Raw genomic sequence first — 17,261 nt, 5'->3', positions numbered from 1 at the left:
CGACTAAAAATAACCAATAACTGTCAAACCGACATCTCATAACATTGTCGTGTTTTACACTCATTGCTATTTGCCACTCATCTCCCGAGTCAGGTATTAAAGTACAGCTTCAATAACTTGCAACCTTTCGTTATTGCAATAAACGATGGCAGTGCGCCATGAATGACCAGGAAACTTTTATGATCCGTAAATGTTTGTTCCCCGCTGCCGGTTATGGCACGCGTTTCTTGCCGGCCACCAAAGCCATGCCCAAGGAAATGCTGCCGATCGTCAACAAGCCGTTGATCGAATACGCCGTTGAAGAAGCACGGGACGCCGGCCTGCAACACATGGCCATCGTCACCGGCCGGGGCAAGCGCGCACTGGAAGACCACTTCGACATCAGCTACGAACTCGAACACCAGATTCGTGGCACCGAGAAAGAGAAGTTCCTGGCCGGCACTCGTGAGCTGATCGACACCTGCACCTTCTCCTACACCCGTCAGGTGGAAATGAAAGGCCTGGGCCACGCGATTCTCAGCGGCCGCCCGTTGATCGGCGACGAGCCCTTCGCCGTGGTGCTGGCGGACGACCTGTGCCTGAACCTCGAAGGCGACGGCGTACTGACGCAGATGATCGAGCTCTACAAGAAATTCCGCTGCTCGATCGTCGCCATCCAGGAAGTCCCGCGCGACCAGACCCACAAGTACGGCGTGATCGCCGGCGAGGCGATTTCCGAGGGCATCTACCGGGTCAACCACATGGTGGAAAAACCGGCCCCGCAGGACGCACCGTCGAACCTGGCGATCATCGGCCGCTACATCCTCACGCCGGACATCTTCGACCTGATCGCCGACACCGAGCCGGGCAAGGGCGGCGAAATCCAGATCACCGACGCCCTGATGAAACAGGCGCAGAACGGTTGCGTGCTGGCCTACAAATTCAAGGGGCTGCGCTTCGACTGCGGCGACGCCGAGGGTTACCTGCAGGCGACCAACTTCTGCTACGAAAACGTTTACCTGAAGGGCCGCTGAGCGGCCCCACTGATTCATCGCCGCACGCACAGCCAACGAGGCAACCATGAACATTGCACAACATTCCGCAGAGATTGAACGTGAGGTGGACAACCTCGGGGTGATGAGCTGGTTATCCCGCCATCAGCCATTGCCCAGCGCCAATGGCCCGTGGCTGGGCACCCTGTTGCTGGTCGACCGCCTCGGCGTGTTTCCCTCGTCCGGGGACATACGCCGACCGATGCGCGATCCCTATCCTCTGCTCGCCCACCTGAAACGGATTTACGGCGAGCAGGCGCTGGAGGTCGATGACCGCGACGGCCTGAAGATGATCTTCAGCGACTGGCGTTTCCGCGTGCGGATCTGCTGCAACGACCCGGCGATCATCGTCAATGTGGAAACCCGTTGCGTGACGCAGTTGATGCCGCAGAAAACCGCAGAACTGCTGAGCCATCTGGATCTGTTCGACAACTGACGGCTACTTCGAAGTCTCGCCACAGCTGTCCTGTGGCGAGACTTTTTGCTGTCCGCCCACGACCCAACGATAGAAGTAATCGGCAATCACCCGCCCGCCCGTGGCCGGCAGCGGATGAATCTTGTCCGGCCCGATCATGGCCGCCGCGTAGCGTTTGACGTCGGTGCCGAACGCGCATTGCAGATTGGCGTAACCCAGACGCTGCTCACGGGCCCAGGGCTCGATGACCTGCGCATAAGCCGACATCGGATAGGCGCTGGAGCGGGTGGTGTCCTGACGCAGGATCAGGTTGATGCTTGCCGCCGGTTGAATCTCGCGGAGCATGCCGACCAGCCCCTCAACATTGTGCAGATACTGCTCAGGCTTCACGCCAAAACCCTGATCGTTGCCACCGAGCATGATCAGGTAAATATCTGCGGGGATCTTCGACACCACGGCTTTCCACTGCGCCTGCCAGCGCGCATCGTCGTGATAGAAATCAGCGGATGCCGCGCCGGACGCCGCCAGTTTCGAGACCCGAACCCCGTCCTGATCGTTGCTCAACCACAGGCCGAACAAGGTCGGCGCGCCTTTCACCACTTCCAGCCTGAACGCCCATTCGGTCGCGGCCGACGTACCGGGCAGCGGGACTTCCTGTACGCCCTCGCCCGCGAGTTTCAACGGCTGCCAGTCGGCGGAGGGTGACCAGCGATAACGCAACTCACTGGACTCACCGTTGCCGAGGTAGAGCAGTTTCGCCTGAGTGACCGCGGTATTGATGGCGGGCGTCGGGCTGGCCTCGACTTGCAGCCAGGCACCGGGCCGGCCGGTCACCGTGCGGCTGTCGGGGCTGGCCTGGCCGAGGCCGGAGACTTGCCAGCCGCCGCCGAAGTATTTTTCGCTGCTGCGGGTGTACTTGAAATGCGTGCCGCCGAGCGCTGCGCCGTGGTTGAAACCGACATACCCCGGCCCGGCAAACCCGACCTCTCCGGCCACGCGCTGCACCAGTTTGTTCAGGTAGAAATCCTGCCCCGCGCTGTAGCTGTCGCCGATCACCGAGATCGACAACACCTTGCCGGCCTTGCCTTCGCGCCACTGGCCAAACCGCTCGCGAGCGTCGCCGACCTGCACCACCGACGCCGCTACCGGCGGCACCTCATCAACAGCCAGCATGAATCGCTTCCTTCATCGGGTCTGCGCCACCGGAGCGATGGTTGCCGCCGGTTTCTTTTTCGTCGCCGCACGTTCGCCGAGAAACAGCACGGAAGTGAAGTTGAACCGACTGAAAATCATCGACAACACCACAGGCCCGAGCAAACCACACGTCAAACCGCAGAACACCAGCACGCTTTCGTCTTTCACACCCAGGCGGCCGAGGATCGAACGCGACGTGGCGGCGAACAATACGTGAAACAGGAAAATCGCGTAGGAGTAACCGCCAAGCCAGGTCAGCGCCTTCGAGCGCATGTCACTCGACAGCAACGCGATGCACGACACGCAGCCCACCGTCAGGCCGATCAGGCTGCGGCGGTCGACGATCAGCTCGCGGTCCACCGCCGCCACGTACAGCAGCGTCAGCGAGATCAGCACAAACACCAGCGGGCCGATCACCTTGAACGTCTGCTTCAGCTCGCTGACCTTCTCCTGCCCGATCATGCCCGCCACGAAAAACGGCAACAGATAAATCGCCCCATTGATACCGAACGCATCCACCGGAAACGCTGGCAACAGAAACACCGCCGCCGCGAACGCGAACAGCAGATACAGGCGCGTCGCTGTGCGCAGCAGCCCACGCCATTCCAGCAGGCCGACGAACATGAAGATGATGAACACCGCCTGCAGGAACCAGAAGTGGTTGATCGGCACATAGAACGACAACAGCGCATCCATCACGCTGACGTCCTTGTTCACCCCCGGCCCCACCGCCTGCAACACCGAGAACGGCACACCCACGCAAAACAGCGGCACGATCAGGCGTCGCACCTTGCCGCTGAAGAACGCGGAAAAGTCATTGCCGCGAATCTTGTAGAGGGAATAGATGTAGCCGGAGATGAAGGTGAACAGCGGCATGCGCACGTACACCATCGAATCGGCGATCACCCGGAACGGCGAGCCGATGTCGATTTTCAAACCACCGCCCAACGGCCCGATCACGTGATAGAGCACCAGCAACAGGCACGCCAGGCCACGCAGGGTTTCGATCTCCAGGGACTTTTTCTTGCTCGACATAAAGCACCCGCCTCAATTCAGAATTCTTGATTCAACCTTCACCGGTTTGTTCGCCCGCAACATCAACCCCAGGCCCACGAACAGCACCGGCACCACCATCGAAAAGTGCCGGGCGAACGAGCCGAAGTCCGGCTCGAACAAGCCTTGAACCAGCAGAAACGCCAGCGGAATCGCGATCAGTTCCTTGGGTTTGGTCTGGATCGGTGCGCCCTTGTAATCGGTCGAGGTGATGACTTTGAACAGCAGCAGCGCGGTCATGATCATCAACGCGACGAAGATCACCTGACCCGGCCCGGACAGCAGAATCAGCTCAACGGGGAACGACAAGCGGAAGAAAATGATCATTGAGTCCAAGGCCTGCGAGACGAAGTCGCTGCCGCTGAGCCACGAGACGATCAGCGATTTGGAACCCTCCTCGCCCGCCGTGCGCAGTTCGTTGTTGCTGGCGCGAATCGATGAAACCGGAAAGCCCAGCGCCAGCTGAATCGCCATCGCAACCGCGAGATAGAACAGGAACAGCATCAGGAAGAAGGTGGTGCGCGAGACGTATTTCTTCATCACGCAGACGCCGACCCAGGACAGCGAAAACAGAATCCAGTAAGGCCGGATCAGCACGCCGTAGATCACCGCCGAGAGGAAAAATCCGCCGCGATATTTGCGCGTCAATGAGCTGAACAGAATGCTCAGCACCGCCACCGACACGATGATTTCCTTGGTCAGGTTTTCCAGGAAAAACGAACGCACGATGCCCCACAGGCACAGGGTTCCGAAGATGGTCAGCGGCATGCGCCGGAACACCACCACGGGAATCGCCGTGAGGAAAAAGTTGCAGAACATCCCGTAGGCCCAGGCGTTGGTCAGGTTGATCCCGGTGGGCCGCAGCAGGAACGCCGAACACTCGTAGGACGAGCGATCCGGCGAGAACGGGTTCCAGAAATTACAGTTGTCGGCCCGGGCATAGGACGACCACAGGGTCATCGCGTCCGGGCCCGGATCGCGCGGCACCAGCAGCGGCATGGCCACCGACAGAAACAGTCCGGTGAACAGGATCAGGAACGACAGCGAGGAATCGAGACGGCGGCCGCGAAACTCGATACACGGCAGTTTCAGGCCCATGACACGACAGCCTTTTTCGCCCGCGTGGCACGAGTCAGCAGCGCAATCACGCCGAGCTGCACGATGATCGCAAACACGTTGCCCCAGGCCGCGCCGTAGATCGAATAATGCTTGATCAGCAGGTAACTGACCGGCACTGAAACCAACAGACAAATGGCCGCACTGGCGAGGGACACCCGACTGTTTTTCGAGGCGATCAAGCCGCCCCAGACGATGTCGCCAATGGCACGCAGGGCGAAGGAGAAAATCAGCACGCCGAGAATGCCGTTGTCCGGACGCGGAACGCTGGTGGCGACGTAATCGAGCACCACGTTGAAGAACAGATAAATGCCCACCGCGACCGCCGCCGACACCGCCAGCGACCGCGCGACCCATTTGTTCACGAACAACTGCCGGACCGTGAACGGTTGCTGATCGGCCTGATAACGCTTGGCAAGCAGCGGAATGCCGACCACCGCCACCACCGCGTAAGACAACGCCTGCAAGGTGTTGGCCGCCGACCACGCGTACACGTATTTACCGAGGCTGGCGTAGGGTTCGAGGTCGATGATCAGAAAGCGCTCGGCGTACTGACTCAGCGCGATCAGGCCGGTGCCGAGGTAAAACGGCAACCCGGCTTTCCACACGGCCGCCGTCGCCAGGGTTCCCTCTTCGCGCCCGCGATGAACATTCACCACGATCAGGTAACCGGCGACGATCACCAGCACGTTGGCGATGACCCACAGCCACAGCACGCTGGCGATTGCGGACACCCAGCCGAGTGCCATGCCGCCCACGGCCAGCAGCGCCCAGAGCCCGGTCTTGATGAAAAACAGCAGCGCACCCGCCGTGGCTTTCTGCGCGGAAAACACGAACGAGTTGATCTCGAACGACAGGTGTTCGGTGAGCAGCACCAGCGTCACACAGGCGATCAGTGCGGTGGTCGCCTCCACCGACTGGAATAGTGAATAAATCACCACCGTCAGCACCGACAGCGCCAGGCCCACGGCCAGGTACAGCAGCAGCACTTTGTCCACCACACGGCGCGAACTGCCGCCGACGCTGATCAGCCGATTGATCTCGGAACTGAAACCGACGCTGTAGAACTTCGACGCGATCAACGACGCCGCAACCACCACGCCGTAGAAACCCAGCGCCTCGTAACCGAGGTAATGGGTGATGGCGAGCACCAGCAAGAACTTCGCGCCCAGTGCTCCGCCCCGCAGCAACAGCCGGAATATCATCGAATGACGCCCTTGATGATGTCGTCCATGGCCACGGTTTTCGCCTCGATCTCGCGGCAGGTGTCGGTCAGGCGTTTGCCGAAATTCGACAGCGCGTCCGGCGCGTAAACCGTGTCGATGATGGTGTCGACATTGATGTCGCCACCGTTGATGACCCAGTCCTCGACGCCCATGTCCTGATAGGCGCCGAAGCCTTTGCGTTCGTAGCTGATGTGGTACGCCGGCACGCCCGAGAGCAGCGATTCGATCGCGCCGTGCAGGCGTACGGAAATCACCAGGTCCGGTTGGTATTTGGCCAGCGTTGCCTTCAACGGCAGCAAGTCTTCGGTGATGCCCAGCTCGCGGTAAAACGCGCCGTCATCGTTACCGCGCACGGCGCTCTGTACGGCGCAGACCACTTTGCTTTTGTTCTTCAAGCGCTGCAGCAGCACCTTCAGGTTTGCCACATAAGCCAGCTTCTTTTCCTTGCTCCACGCTGGCGGCTTGCGCAGCACCACGCACACCGTGGCCGGCGTCGAGGCGCAGCGGGTGAACTTGGGTTGCTGAAGGATCTTGCCGGCCAAGGCCTGCACCGCGAGGTCCGGCGCGCGGTAGACGTTTTCACAGGCATCGAACAGCGCCGAGGAACGGTTATCGCGCACGAACACCGCATCGGCGCTGGCGTAGTGGCCGACGATCTTGTCGCTGTCGCCGTGGAACGGCCCGATGCTTTGCGGCAGGTACACCGACGGCACTTTGCTGAGGATCGCGGTTTCCAGCTGCTTGGCGTGGCCGAGTTTCAGCTTGATGTGCTCGAAGGCACTTTTCGAGCGCATGTAGCCGCCGCCGACGCCGACGATCAGATCGGTTTTCTTCAACAGATCCGCCAGCCCCGCGTAGGACTGATTGAGGAACACCGCTTCTTTGACCCGGCCCAGGCCCTTGGCCGCCATCACCGGCGCGTTGAAACGCGGGTGCGGCAGGTACTTGAAAGAGTCCGGATCGGACGCCACGACACTGATCGCGGCGTCTTCGCCAAAGTTGCGCTGCACCAGCGCGATAGCCAGATCGACCAGCAGACCATCGCCGGAATTGGAGGCACTGTAGCCATGCAAAATCGTTACGTTCATGAGCGGAGTTCTACTTAATAAGAGGGAGCGGAATACACGTCGTAGGTCTGGCGGATCATCAACGCAGCGCTGAAACGCTCGCGGACGATGCGCCGACCTTCGATGCCGAGGGCCGACAACGCAGGCTTCTGGATTTTCTTCAGGCGCTCGGCCAACGCCTGGTGGTCACCGGCAGGGAACACGTAACCGGACACACCATGGGTCACCAGTTCGGGCAACGACGTGCAGTCGCTGGCGATCACCGGCAGGCCCAGCGCCATGCCTTCCAGCGGCACCATGGCAAAGCCTTCCCAGCGGCTCGGGACGATCAGCGCATCGGCTTTCCGATACAGCGCGTGTACCTCGGTTGGCGTCACCCAGGGCAGGTATTCCACCCCGTCCAGCGGCGGACATTCGACGACGTCCTCGTTCACCGCGCTGCCCACCACCGTCAGTCTCAGGTCGCTGCGCTGTGCTTCGCTGTAGGCCTTGAGCAATACGTCGAAGCCTTTCTGGTAGTCGAGGCGACCGACGAACAGCAGATGAATCGGTGCCGGGTCAACGACTTTGCGTTCTTCATCCTTGTGGTCGATGCCGTTGTAGATCAACGTCATGCGCTGGCGCTCGATGCCAAACTTCGCGGCCTTGTCCAGCTCGAACTGGCTGACACAGATGATCTTGTCCGTAACCTTCTGCAGCACCCGCTCGATCCCCGCGTAGACTTTCTGCTTGATCGGCGAGCTTTCCATCAGGAACGAAAACGCATGGGGGCAGTAGACGATTTTCGGCTTGCGCCATGGCCGCAGGAGCACGCATACGCAACGGCCGATTACCCCGGAAAAGGTGCTGTGCAAATGCACCACATCCGGTTTTTCCTTGAGCAGGACCCGCGCCAGTTGCCAGGCGAAACGCAGCAGCGACGGCACATTCCGCCCGCTTCGGGCGAAGGTGCGGATCTGCTGTGGATCGATGCCGTGCAGCTCTTTCTTCTGGTCGAGCGGGACCAGATACACCAGCTCATAGCGACCGTCTTCGGGAGCCGCCGAAATCGTGCGGATGACTGTCGCCACCCCGCCTTTGATCGTTTCCGCCACGTGCAGTATTTTTTTCACAACCCACCCACTTTCATGCCTGTAAGGACCGTCGCTGAGATTCAGGACTGGTCGGACGCGTATTCGTAGTTGTAATAGCTGCCGTTGCCGTAATAGCTGGCCGCGCGCTTCTCGACGCCGTTGAACACCGCGCCCTTCAACTCGATACCGTTCTGGGCGAAACGACGAATCGTCATTTCGATTTCCTTGGCCGGGTTCACCCCGAACCGCGCGACGATCAGACTGATGCCGGCTTCGCGACCGACAATCGCCGCATCGGTCACCGCCAGCAGCGGTGGCGTGTCGATGATCACCACGTCATAGCGCTCGCTGAGTTGCGCCAGCAGTTCGCGGAAATTGGCGTGCATCAACAATTCGGAAGGATTGGGCGGAACCTGGCCACGGCTGATGAAGTGCAGGTTGTCGACTTCGACCTTGTTGATCGCCTGCTCGAGGGTGCAGCGCTTGACCAGCAGATCGGACAAACCGTTGGTGATCGGCGTGTTCAGCGTTTTGTGCAGATGCCCCTTGCGCATGTCGGCGTCGATCAGCACCACGCGCTGCCCGCTCTGCGCCATGACCGCCGCGAGGTTGGAAGAGACGAAGGTCTTGCCGACCTGCGGGCTTGGGCCGGAAATCATGATGCGGTTGTTGGTCGAATCCAGCGCCGCGAAGTGCAGGCAGGTGCGCAGGCTGCGGATCGATTCGATGGACAGGTCCGTCGGGTTGCGCAGGGCCAGCAGATACGCCGGCGTGTCCGCCGCGACTTTGGCCCGGACTTTTTTGCTGTCCTCTTCCTGTTGCAGGGCGCTGTAGGGAATCGACGCGTAGACCGGCAAGCCGAGCTGCTCGATGGCTTCTGGCCCTTCCAGGCCCTTGCTCAGGGATTTGCGCAACAGCACCAGCGCCACGCCGACGAAGGCGCCGAGGAAAGTGGCGATCAACACGATCAGGGCTTTTTTCGGTTTGACCGGGCTGGTCAGGTCGACGTCCGCCGTATCCACCAGGCGCACGTTACCCACGGCACCGGCGCGAATGATGTCCAGCTCCTGGGATTTGTTCAGCAACTGGGTGTAGATCTGCGAAGCGACTTCGACATCGCGGGTCAGGTTGAGCAGTTCCTGCTGCGTGGCCGGCAGGTCCTGAACCTTGCCTTCCAGCGAGCGCTGTTGTTGGGTCAGTTCACCGATCTGGGTCATCAGCGCGCGATAGGCCGGGTGCTGCTTGGTGAACTTGCGGTCCATCTCCGCCTGCTGCAGTTTCAGCTCGGAAATCCGCGTTTCGAGCGCCACGGACTGACCGAGGACTGATTGGGTTTCCAGCGAGATGTTCACGGTCTTGCCGTGGGTCTGATAGGCGTTGAGCGCGTCGCTGGCCTTGGCCAGATCACGCTTGACCTGCGGCAACTGGCTTTGCAGGAAGGCCAGGCTCTGCGCCGCTTCGGCGGAGGTGCGGCGCACGTTCTGATCGACGTACAGCGCGGCGATCTTGTTGAGGATCTTCACCGCTTCGGCGGCGTCGCTGCTGGCCAAAGCCAGACGGATGATGCCGGACTCCTTGCCTTGCTCGGAGATGTCCAGCGCGTCCTGATAACCCTGAATGGTCACGATTCGGGGGTAGCGCACCACTTCGAAACGGGTCCCGGGGTTGGCCAACAGCTGCGTGATCTGCCCTTCTACGCCGTCCTGGGCGAAGGCTTCGCCTGCCACGCCGTCGACCAGCAAGTTGTCGTTGTCGTCCAACAGCTGAAAGCGATGCTGCTCGCCGGCAATCAGGGTGAGCTTCTTGCCCAGCAATTCCTTGGGCAGATTGAGCTTGGCAAACTCCAGGCGTTCACCGCCCCAGGCGTAGCTGCTCAGGCCGAAACGCGGCGGCGCGACGCTGAGTTCGGTCTCACCGCGATAACGCCGGGAAAGAAAGCCGCCGATCAGCGGAAAGGTGTTGGGGGTGACGTCGATGTCCAGGCGCAGGTCGTCGACTGTCTTGCCGATCACCGCGCGGGATTTGATGATGCCGATTTCGGTCACCGACGGCGATTGCCCGCCGAGCATGCTGTTGAGGTCGGAAAAACCGAGCATGTCGTTCTTTTTCGGTTCGACCTGCACCAGCGCGTTGGCCAGATACACCGGCGTGGCCAAAATCGCATAGGCCACACCGGTCATCATGAACGCGCCGGTGAACGCACCGATCAACCACTTCTGATCGATCAGGCTGCCGAAGATGCCGAGAAGATCAATACTGTCTTGATCATTTTCACGGGTGCCGATTACTGACGGTAACTGCATAAGTCTTTCTTACCATTCACTGAACTGAAGAATATTCATCAACGCGCCAGGCGTTGCGCCCATGAGCTAACAGCATCTTCAATCAATGCATGGGCATGAATAAAAGCGGCTTGCCCCTGACGATACGGGTCCTGTATTTCTCGTTCGCTCTGCCACTTGCCCAGCAGAAACACTTTGCCCCTGGCGTGAGAGGCAATCTTCAGTACTTGATTAACATGTTGTTTTTCCATCACCAGAATCAGGTCTGATTCATTGACGATGTCCGCTGTCAGTTGCCGCGCCTTGAACCCTTCGGCACTGTGGCCGCGCTCTTCCAGCACCTGGCGCGCGGTCGACTCCATGCCTTCGCCGACCCGCGCAGACAGGCCCGCGGAGGTCACGCTGATCGCCGAGGGGGTCAGCGCGTTGCGCAACAGAAGTTCCGCTGTCGGACTTCGGCAGATATTGCCTACGCAAACGACAAGAATCTTTTTGAACAAGGTTTACTTTCCCGTGTAATGTCAATCGGCCAACACGCCTTGCAAATTCGAGTGAACCCGCAAGACCTTCCTTCACTCGGAAATAGATTCACCCTTAATACCGATGCATTAAGTACCACGGCCTCTAAAAGTCTCCCAACCAGAATTACCGGACTAAAAATAACTGTGATTTTCAGGCGAAAGTTTTCCGACAAAAAATAACATTCGTGCACTTAGTATCCTGATCGCCCTCGAAACCTGTGTAACGAGATAACCCTTCGCTAGATGTCATTCTCATCAGGAGAGCCGACATGAAATCAGCACATCTCAAACATCTGGGTGCCGCCACCCTGTTGATGCTCAGTGCTAACGCACAGGTTCACGCCAGTACGCTGTTCCCATCATTGCCCACCCGAACCATCGGCGTGCAGGTCAAGATCCAGAACTTCACCCCGACCGACGCCGAGCAGATCAAAGCGGCCGGATTCAGCTTTGTGCGCTTCGGCGTCTGGAGCGACAGCCTCGGCGCCAAGGCCTATCAGAAACAGATCAGCGATGCGTTTGCGGCGGCTCGCTCCGCCGGGTTGCCGGTCTTGATGACCGTGCGCGCCACCAAGCCGTTGAGCGGCGACCTGGCGACCGCCGGCGAGGCCTTCGCCAACGCGGTAACCGGGCTTGAGCAAAGCTGGAGCGCGCAACTGGTAGGGATCGAAATCTGGAATGAGCCGGACCTCGACACTTACTGGCCCACTGGGGACTTCAAAAACACCTTCGTGCCGTTCATGACGGCCATGTGCAAGACGCTGCAAGGCAAGCCGCAATCGACGCCCCTGGTGGGATTCGGTTTCGCCCGTCCACCGACGGCCGGCTCCGCCTCGACCGTGGCACTCAACAGCATTCTCGGCACGTATCCCGAGTGCCTGGACGCCATTTCCTATCACCCCTACGGCATGACCGCGACGCAGATCAGCAACGCGCAGACCTTCATCCAGCAAAACTTCCGTCTGCCGGGGGTCATCAGTGAATGGGGCGTCTCGGCGCTCGCTTCAAACGGTGGGCCGGAAGGGCAAGCCAGTAAAATCTCCGCGTTCATCGCCGATGTTAAAAAACTCAACATTCCGCTGACGTCGATTTATGAATGGAAGAACAGCGAATCGGGCAGCAACGACCGGGAGAAGAATTTCGGCCTGCTGACCTCCGACGGCCAGCCGAAACCGGCACAGGCGGCGGTCTCGACTCATTTGAACGCCGATTGAGCGGTACAGCGGGTCGGTTGCTTTGAACCTGTGGTCCTTTTTGGCATCGTATTGATCGATAACGCGCCCCGCCTTTCAAACAGCCGTTTTCAGGTTGTTGCCACCGGGGCGCTCGATACGCCGACATGCCCTTGAGTGGCTGTCGGCGCTCGGGTAATGTCACCAGACCCATAGGACAGAGCACGCTCATGACTTCCAAGCTGGAACAACTCAAACAGTTCACCACCGTCGTGGCCGACACCGGCGACTTCGAAGCGATTGCCCGGGTCAAACCGGTCGACGCCACCACCAACCCTTCCCTGCTGCTCAAGGCAGCGGCCATTCCGGCCTACGCCGAACTGCTGAACGCCAGCGTGCGCGACTGCAAGGGCGATGTCGGCCTGGCCAGCGACCGTTTCGGCGTCGCGGTCGGTCAGGAAATCCTTAAAGTGATCCCGGGCCGCATTTCCACTGAAGTGGATGCGCGCCTGTCGTTCGACCAGGACGCGGTGCTCAAGCGCGCCCATCGCCTGATCGAGCTGTATGACAAGGCCGGCGTTGGCCGTGACCGCGTGCTGATCAAGATCGCCTCGACCTGGGAAGGCATCCGCGCCGCCGAGATCCTGGAAAAGGAAGGCATCCAGACCAACCTGACCCTGCTGTTCTCCTTCGCTCAGGCCGCTGCCTGCGCCGATGCCGGCGTGTTCCTGATCTCGCCGTTCGTGGGTCGCATCTACGACTGGTACAAGAAGGCCAACGGCAACGACTACACCGGTGCCGACGATCCGGGCGTACAGTCCGTGACGCGCATCTACAACTACTACAAGGCCAATGACTACAAGACCGTGGTCATGGGTGCGAGCTTCCGCAACCTCAGTCAGATCGAGCAACTGGCCGGCTGCGACCGCCTGACCATCAGCCCGGACCTGATCGAGAAACTGGCGGCCGACACCGGCAAGCTGGAACGCAAACTTGCTCCGGGCCATGCCGGCGAAGCGCGCCTGAGCCTCAACGAAGCGCAATTCCGCTGGTTGTCCAACGAAGACGCGATGGCTACCGAGAAACTGGCCGAAGGCATTCGTCAGTTTGCCCGCGACCAGGAAAAACTCGAGGCGCTGCTGCAAGCCAAGCTGTAATCAGCCGAGCGCAAACGCAAAAAGGGCGAACCCTCACAGGTTCGCCCTTTTTTGTGCCTGGCGGATTGATCGATCAATGCCGCTCGAGGGCATTCACCAGGTCATGGAAGGCTTCGCGGTTGGAGTCGTTCAGGCCCATGAGGATCTTGTGCGCTTCAAGCACCTTGATCCGCACCACCTCTTCCGACTGATCCTGATCCGGCAGATCATCAAGGCATTCCGGGCACGGCACGGGATGATTGACGATATTGAACACCTGCTCGAAACCCATCGACTGCAACAGACGGGTGATGTCCTCGTGGGTGGTGACCACGGTCGGCAGCAGGCCGACCTTCTGCCGCGACAGGATCGACAGCTTGGCCAACAGGCCCAGGGTGGTGCTGTCGATGCTGCGGGTTTCGGTCAAATCGATCACGATCGCGTTGAAATTCAGCGCGGTGAAGATTTTTTCAATAGTCGCATCCAACGCCGAACACAGGGTCAGGCGAACTTCACCGACGAACTTCAGGACGAAGGTGCCGTCCTGTTCGGCGAACTGGATTCTACCGGTACTCATCAAAGATTCCTGCTCAACACCAACAGGGCGATATCATCCGGCATCTCCCCTAGCGTGGCCAATCCAAAAACCTGCCGCAGACCATCCAGGCTGCCGCCCGCCGACTTCACCTTTTGCGGCAAAGCGGCTTCTTTCTCTTTGAGTGTGGGCTCTGGCAAAAGATCCAGAATGCCATCAGACATCAGCGTGAGGCTGAACGTCGGTGGCAGCTCGAGCACGTGGTCTTCGTAGGTGGCTTCGTTGAAAAGCCCCACCGGCAGACCGCGCCCTTCGAGGTAGCGAACACTGTCAGGCGTGTACAACACAGGCAACGGCAGATGGCCGCCGATGCTATAGGTCAACAAACCGGTCTCCTCGTCGATGACTCCACCGACCATTGTGACGTGTTTACCCAGCTTACAACTGATCAGCCCCCGGTTGATATGACCGAGGACTTCCGAAGGCTTGAATTCCGGCAGCGTGCCGTTGCGCTTGGATTCGAACAGCAAGCGCGTGGTCATGAACTTCAACAGTACGGTGACGAACGCCGAAGAAGCACCGTGACCGGAAACGTCCGCCAGGTAGAACGCCACCCGGCGCTCGTCGACACGGAAATAGTCGACAAAATCACCCGACAGGTACAGCGACGGGATGATCTGGTGCGCGAACCTGAACTCGTCGATGGCCCACGGACTTTCCGGCAGCATGTTCATCTGCACCTGGCGACCGGCGTTCTGGTCCTCCTGGAGCAGGTTCAGGCTGGCTTCGAGTTCGCGGTTGGCCTTTTCCAGTTTCTCGCGGTAGCGCTGGTTTTCCAGCAGCAGGCGCGCACGATCCAGGGCCCGGCGCACGGAATGCTCGAGCACGGCCAGATCTTCGAGAGGCTTGATCAGGTAATCCGCCGCGCCCAGGCGCAGGGCCTCGACCGCGTCGTTCATCACGCCGGCGCCCGAGACCACGATCACCGGAGTCTGCGGTGACCGCTCAGTGACCTGACGGATGAGTTCGAGACCGCCCATCTGCGGCATGCGCAGATCGCAGATGACCAAGTCGGGCGTGTCTTGCTCGAATACCTGAAGACCCTGCTGGCCATTACTGGCCTGCAAGACGCTGAAACCACTGTCTTCCAAATAGGCCGCGAGGCTCGCGCGCACTACTTCGTCATCATCGATTATCAGCAGCGTGGCACTGGTTTTTGGCATGTGGGCAAACGGCGCCAGAATTAGGTTGGCGTAGCAGGCGGGGCAACGGCCCGGCACAGACTACTGGATTCGCTTTCTAGCCTCTCTGCTGCACCGCTTCGGAGCGTTCGTCCCGCACACGGTTGCACCAGAGGTGCCCTTCTAAGGCGCAGACGGTACTCCCATCCTTCGAGCGTTTCAAGCATGCGCCGATGGTCGCTTGGAGACTTTGTTTGTCAAATCACTCGCAGTTATAAGAACGGCTTCAACCGTAACCCAATCATTGGACGCACCCACAAAAAAGGCGACCTTGCGGTCGCCCTTTCATATCGATCAATCGAGATCAGAAATCGTCTTCGACCTGCCCGTCCTTGACCTTGAACTCGCGGTTCTGCAGGTAGGCGTTGCGGATGAAGGTGTACTTGTCGCCGCTGATAAGCTTCTCGCTCGACAGCAGGCTGGCGCGGGTGTCAACGATGTTCAGGCCGAAAATCGAGTTACGCACCGGCACATCGTTGATGTAGCGGTACGGGCCGGTGAAGCTGTCGACGTACTTGGACGGCGCGTCGCGCAGGGTGCTCGGGCCCATCAGCGGCAGCATCACGTAAGGACCGCTGCCGACGCCCCAGTAGCCGAGGGTCTGGCCGAAGTCTTCGTCGCTGCGGTTCAGGCCCATTTTGGTGCCGACGTCGAAGAATCCGAGCAGGCCGAAGGTGGTGTTGAAGATCAGGCGCGCGGTGTCGACGCCGGCCGCAGCCGGTTTGGCCTGAAGAATGTTGTTCGCCAGGTTGGTGACATCACCGACGTTGCGGAACATGTTGTGGATGCCGTCTTCCAGGAATTGCGGAGTAACAAATTCGTAGCCCTGCGCCAGAGGCTTCAGCGCATAGGTGTCGACGAAATCGTTGAACTGGAAGATCGGACGGTTGACGCTTTCCCAAGGGTCTTCTTCCGTTGCGGCCTGAGCGGCGAACGGCACCAGCATCACGCTGGCACATACACAAAGCTGAGCAAGAGGATGGCTCCAGCGCATAGAAAACTCCTTGGATAGTACGGACGCAGCACGTGGGCCGCGGCGATTAGTGCGTCAGTATAAGACGGAAACGGCGCTTTAGGCAGTTCCCCCGGTGAAACCCTCTGTAGGACGCTTCGTCACTGGCCTGTCATGCAACTGTCACCGATGTTGCCTAGCCTGATCGCTATTTCAGGGACGTTTTCCATGCCTCAAGCCGAAGCCTTGCCCCTCGCGGCACCGACGCTGACCGCCGTGCTGTTCGGACTCAGCGGCTGTCTGGTGGACTTCGGCGCTCGCGCCCGTCATCACACCAGCGTCGGCCCGGAACACGCCGACGTCACACCCGGCGCCCTGGACAGCCTGCGCAGCCTGCAGCGCCAGCAAATTCCCTGCGCCTGGCTGGATGAGTTGTCTGCAAGCTTCACTCAAGTGCTGTCATCCACACTGCCTGACTGGATCAAACCGTCGCAACATTCGGCAACAATCAATCCATGGCCGGCGCCAAACGCCTGCTGGCAAGCGCTGATGGGCTTGAATGTCGGTCGCCTCGACGGTTGCGTATTGGTCAGCGGCGAACCGCGCCTGCTGCAATCGGGCCTGAATGCCGGGTTGTGGACCATTGGCCTGGCGTCCTGCGGCTCGCTGTGCGGCCTGGCGCCGAGCGAATGGCAGGCCCTGAGCCAGAAGGAACGCGAACAACGGCGCGGCAAGGCGACGGTGCAACTGTTCGGCCTGGGTGTGCACTCGGTAATCGATCATCTGGGCGAACTCGACACTTGTCTGGCGGACATCAACCTGCGCCGCCTCAAAGGCGAAAAGCCCTGACCGGGATCATGCAGGTTGGCCAAGAGTGGATTAGTCTTAAGGAGAGCCATAGACCTTTGGCGCACGGCTGCGGTCTATGCCAGTGCCTCTCGATAAAAGGAAACAACCATGCCCGCTCAAGAACTGCAGAAACAGCTCAATGCCCTGCGCGAGCAACTGGATCAAAATCCTCCGCTGACTGAAGCCGAGCGCGCTGATCTACATGCCCTGATGGAACAGATCGAACTGGAACTTGAACTGGAAACCAAAACCAAGGACTCCAACATTGCCGATGGCGTGAACCTGGCCGTTGAGCGCTTTGAAGTTGATCACCCCACCATCGCCGGCACACTGCGCAACATCATGAATTCCCTGGTCAGCATGGGCATCTGAGACCCCGCGAATGCAAAAAAGCCCTG

The 17,261-nt window shown here is 59.8% G+C and carries 17 protein-coding genes; 6 read left to right on the top strand and 11 right to left on the bottom strand.

Going from position 1 to position 17,261, the window contains the following annotated elements:
• Positions 1-179: 179 nt before the first annotated feature.
• Positions 180-1,013, top strand: a complete 834-nt coding sequence (gene galU, locus ACTJK7_RS24930; RefSeq protein ID WP_011335161.1) for a UTP--glucose-1-phosphate uridylyltransferase GalU — start codon at positions 180-182, stop codon at positions 1,011-1,013.
• Positions 1,014-1,059: 46 nt separating this feature from the next.
• Positions 1,060-1,467 (top strand): mannose-1-phosphate guanylyltransferase, encoded by a 408-nt coding sequence (locus tag ACTJK7_RS24925; protein WP_039772767.1) that lies wholly within the window; start codon positions 1,060-1,062, stop codon positions 1,465-1,467.
• Between the two features lie 3 nt (positions 1,468-1,470).
• On the opposite strand, the gene ACTJK7_RS24920 is transcribed toward ACTJK7_RS24925, so the two are convergent.
• Genes ACTJK7_RS24920 through ACTJK7_RS24885 form a run of 8 tightly spaced genes read right to left on the bottom strand, consistent with a single transcriptional unit; the run spans position 1,471 to position 10,957 of the window.
• The gene (locus tag ACTJK7_RS24920; RefSeq protein WP_440780720.1) at positions 1,471-2,619 is read right to left on the bottom strand and encodes a GDSL-type esterase/lipase family protein; all 1,149 of its coding nucleotides are present in this window, start codon (positions 2,617-2,619) and stop codon (positions 1,471-1,473) included.
• Between the two features lie 12 nt (positions 2,620-2,631).
• Positions 2,632-3,675, bottom strand: coding sequence for an acyltransferase family protein (locus ACTJK7_RS24915; protein WP_236197077.1), 1,044 nt, complete (start codon positions 3,673-3,675; stop codon positions 2,632-2,634).
• A 12-nt stretch (positions 3,676-3,687) separates the two neighbouring features.
• Positions 3,688-4,791, bottom strand: coding sequence for a hypothetical protein (locus tag ACTJK7_RS24910; protein WP_011335164.1), 1,104 nt, complete (start codon positions 4,789-4,791; stop codon positions 3,688-3,690).
• Positions 4,782-6,014, bottom strand: coding sequence for a polysaccharide biosynthesis C-terminal domain-containing protein (locus ACTJK7_RS24905; protein WP_108562842.1), 1,233 nt, complete (start codon positions 6,012-6,014; stop codon positions 4,782-4,784). The genes ACTJK7_RS24910 and ACTJK7_RS24905 overlap by 10 nt, the downstream gene beginning before the upstream one ends.
• A complete protein-coding gene (locus ACTJK7_RS24900; RefSeq protein WP_108562843.1) occupies positions 6,011-7,123 on the bottom strand; it encodes a polysaccharide pyruvyl transferase family protein in 1,113 nt (370 codons plus the stop codon). The genes ACTJK7_RS24905 and ACTJK7_RS24900 overlap by 4 nt, the downstream gene beginning before the upstream one ends.
• Positions 7,124-7,137: 14 nt before the next feature.
• Positions 7,138-8,214 carry a glycosyltransferase gene (locus tag ACTJK7_RS24895; RefSeq protein ID WP_011335168.1) on the bottom strand — a complete coding sequence of 359 codons (1,077 nt, stop codon included), beginning with the start codon at positions 8,212-8,214 and terminating at the stop codon, positions 7,138-7,140.
• Between the two features lie 41 nt (positions 8,215-8,255).
• Positions 8,256-10,478: a polysaccharide biosynthesis tyrosine autokinase gene (locus ACTJK7_RS24890; protein WP_085654373.1), complete on the bottom strand. Its 2,223-nt coding sequence runs from the start codon at positions 10,476-10,478 to the stop codon at positions 8,256-8,258.
• A 38-nt stretch (positions 10,479-10,516) separates the two neighbouring features.
• Positions 10,517-10,957: a low molecular weight protein-tyrosine-phosphatase gene (locus tag ACTJK7_RS24885; RefSeq protein ID WP_011335170.1), complete on the bottom strand. Its 441-nt coding sequence runs from the start codon at positions 10,955-10,957 to the stop codon at positions 10,517-10,519.
• A 290-nt stretch (positions 10,958-11,247) separates the two neighbouring features.
• Between ACTJK7_RS24885 and ACTJK7_RS24880 the strand changes: the two genes are divergently transcribed.
• Together ACTJK7_RS24880 and tal are read left to right on the top strand one after the other, a co-directional pair.
• Entirely contained in the window at positions 11,248-12,192 is a 945-nt protein-coding gene (locus ACTJK7_RS24880; RefSeq protein WP_085654374.1) for a glycosyl hydrolase family 5, read from the top strand.
• A 188-nt stretch (positions 12,193-12,380) separates the two neighbouring features.
• Entirely contained in the window at positions 12,381-13,307 is a 927-nt protein-coding gene (tal, locus tag ACTJK7_RS24875; RefSeq protein ID WP_011335172.1) for a transaldolase, read from the top strand.
• 73 nt (positions 13,308-13,380) lie between these two features.
• On the opposite strand, the gene rssC is transcribed toward tal, so the two are convergent.
• The 3 genes from rssC to ACTJK7_RS24860 all read right to left on the bottom strand — a co-directional run bounded on the left by rssC (position 13,381) and on the right by ACTJK7_RS24860 (position 16,056).
• Positions 13,381-13,863 carry an anti-sigma factor antagonist RssC gene (rssC, locus tag ACTJK7_RS24870; RefSeq protein ID WP_003226553.1) on the bottom strand — a complete coding sequence of 161 codons (483 nt, stop codon included), beginning with the start codon at positions 13,861-13,863 and terminating at the stop codon, positions 13,381-13,383.
• Positions 13,863-15,044, bottom strand: coding sequence for a two-component system response regulator RssB (gene rssB, locus ACTJK7_RS24865; RefSeq protein WP_041475374.1), 1,182 nt, complete (start codon positions 15,042-15,044; stop codon positions 13,863-13,865). Before rssB ends, rssC begins: the two co-directional genes overlap by 1 nt.
• A gap of 322 nt (positions 15,045-15,366) precedes the next feature.
• Positions 15,367-16,056, bottom strand: a complete 690-nt coding sequence (locus ACTJK7_RS24860) for an MlaA family lipoprotein (protein WP_011335174.1) — start codon at positions 16,054-16,056, stop codon at positions 15,367-15,369.
• A gap of 186 nt (positions 16,057-16,242) precedes the next feature.
• Between ACTJK7_RS24860 and ACTJK7_RS24855 the strand changes: the two genes are divergently transcribed.
• Both ACTJK7_RS24855 and ACTJK7_RS24850 read left to right on the top strand, forming a co-directional pair.
• Positions 16,243-16,863 (top strand): HAD family phosphatase, encoded by a 621-nt coding sequence (locus ACTJK7_RS24855; protein ID WP_440780719.1) that lies wholly within the window; start codon positions 16,243-16,245, stop codon positions 16,861-16,863.
• 108 nt (positions 16,864-16,971) lie between these two features.
• Positions 16,972-17,235, top strand: coding sequence for a DUF4404 family protein (locus ACTJK7_RS24850; RefSeq protein ID WP_039772780.1), 264 nt, complete (start codon positions 16,972-16,974; stop codon positions 17,233-17,235).
• Positions 17,236-17,261: the final 26 nt, after the last annotated feature.

Source organism: Pseudomonas sp. 22085 (assembly GCF_052045815.1).
Taxonomy (GTDB): domain Bacteria; phylum Pseudomonadota; class Gammaproteobacteria; order Pseudomonadales; family Pseudomonadaceae; genus Aquipseudomonas; species Aquipseudomonas glycinae.
Note: the sequence above shows the minus strand (reverse complement) of the source record. Positions and strands in the feature narration are given on the sequence as shown.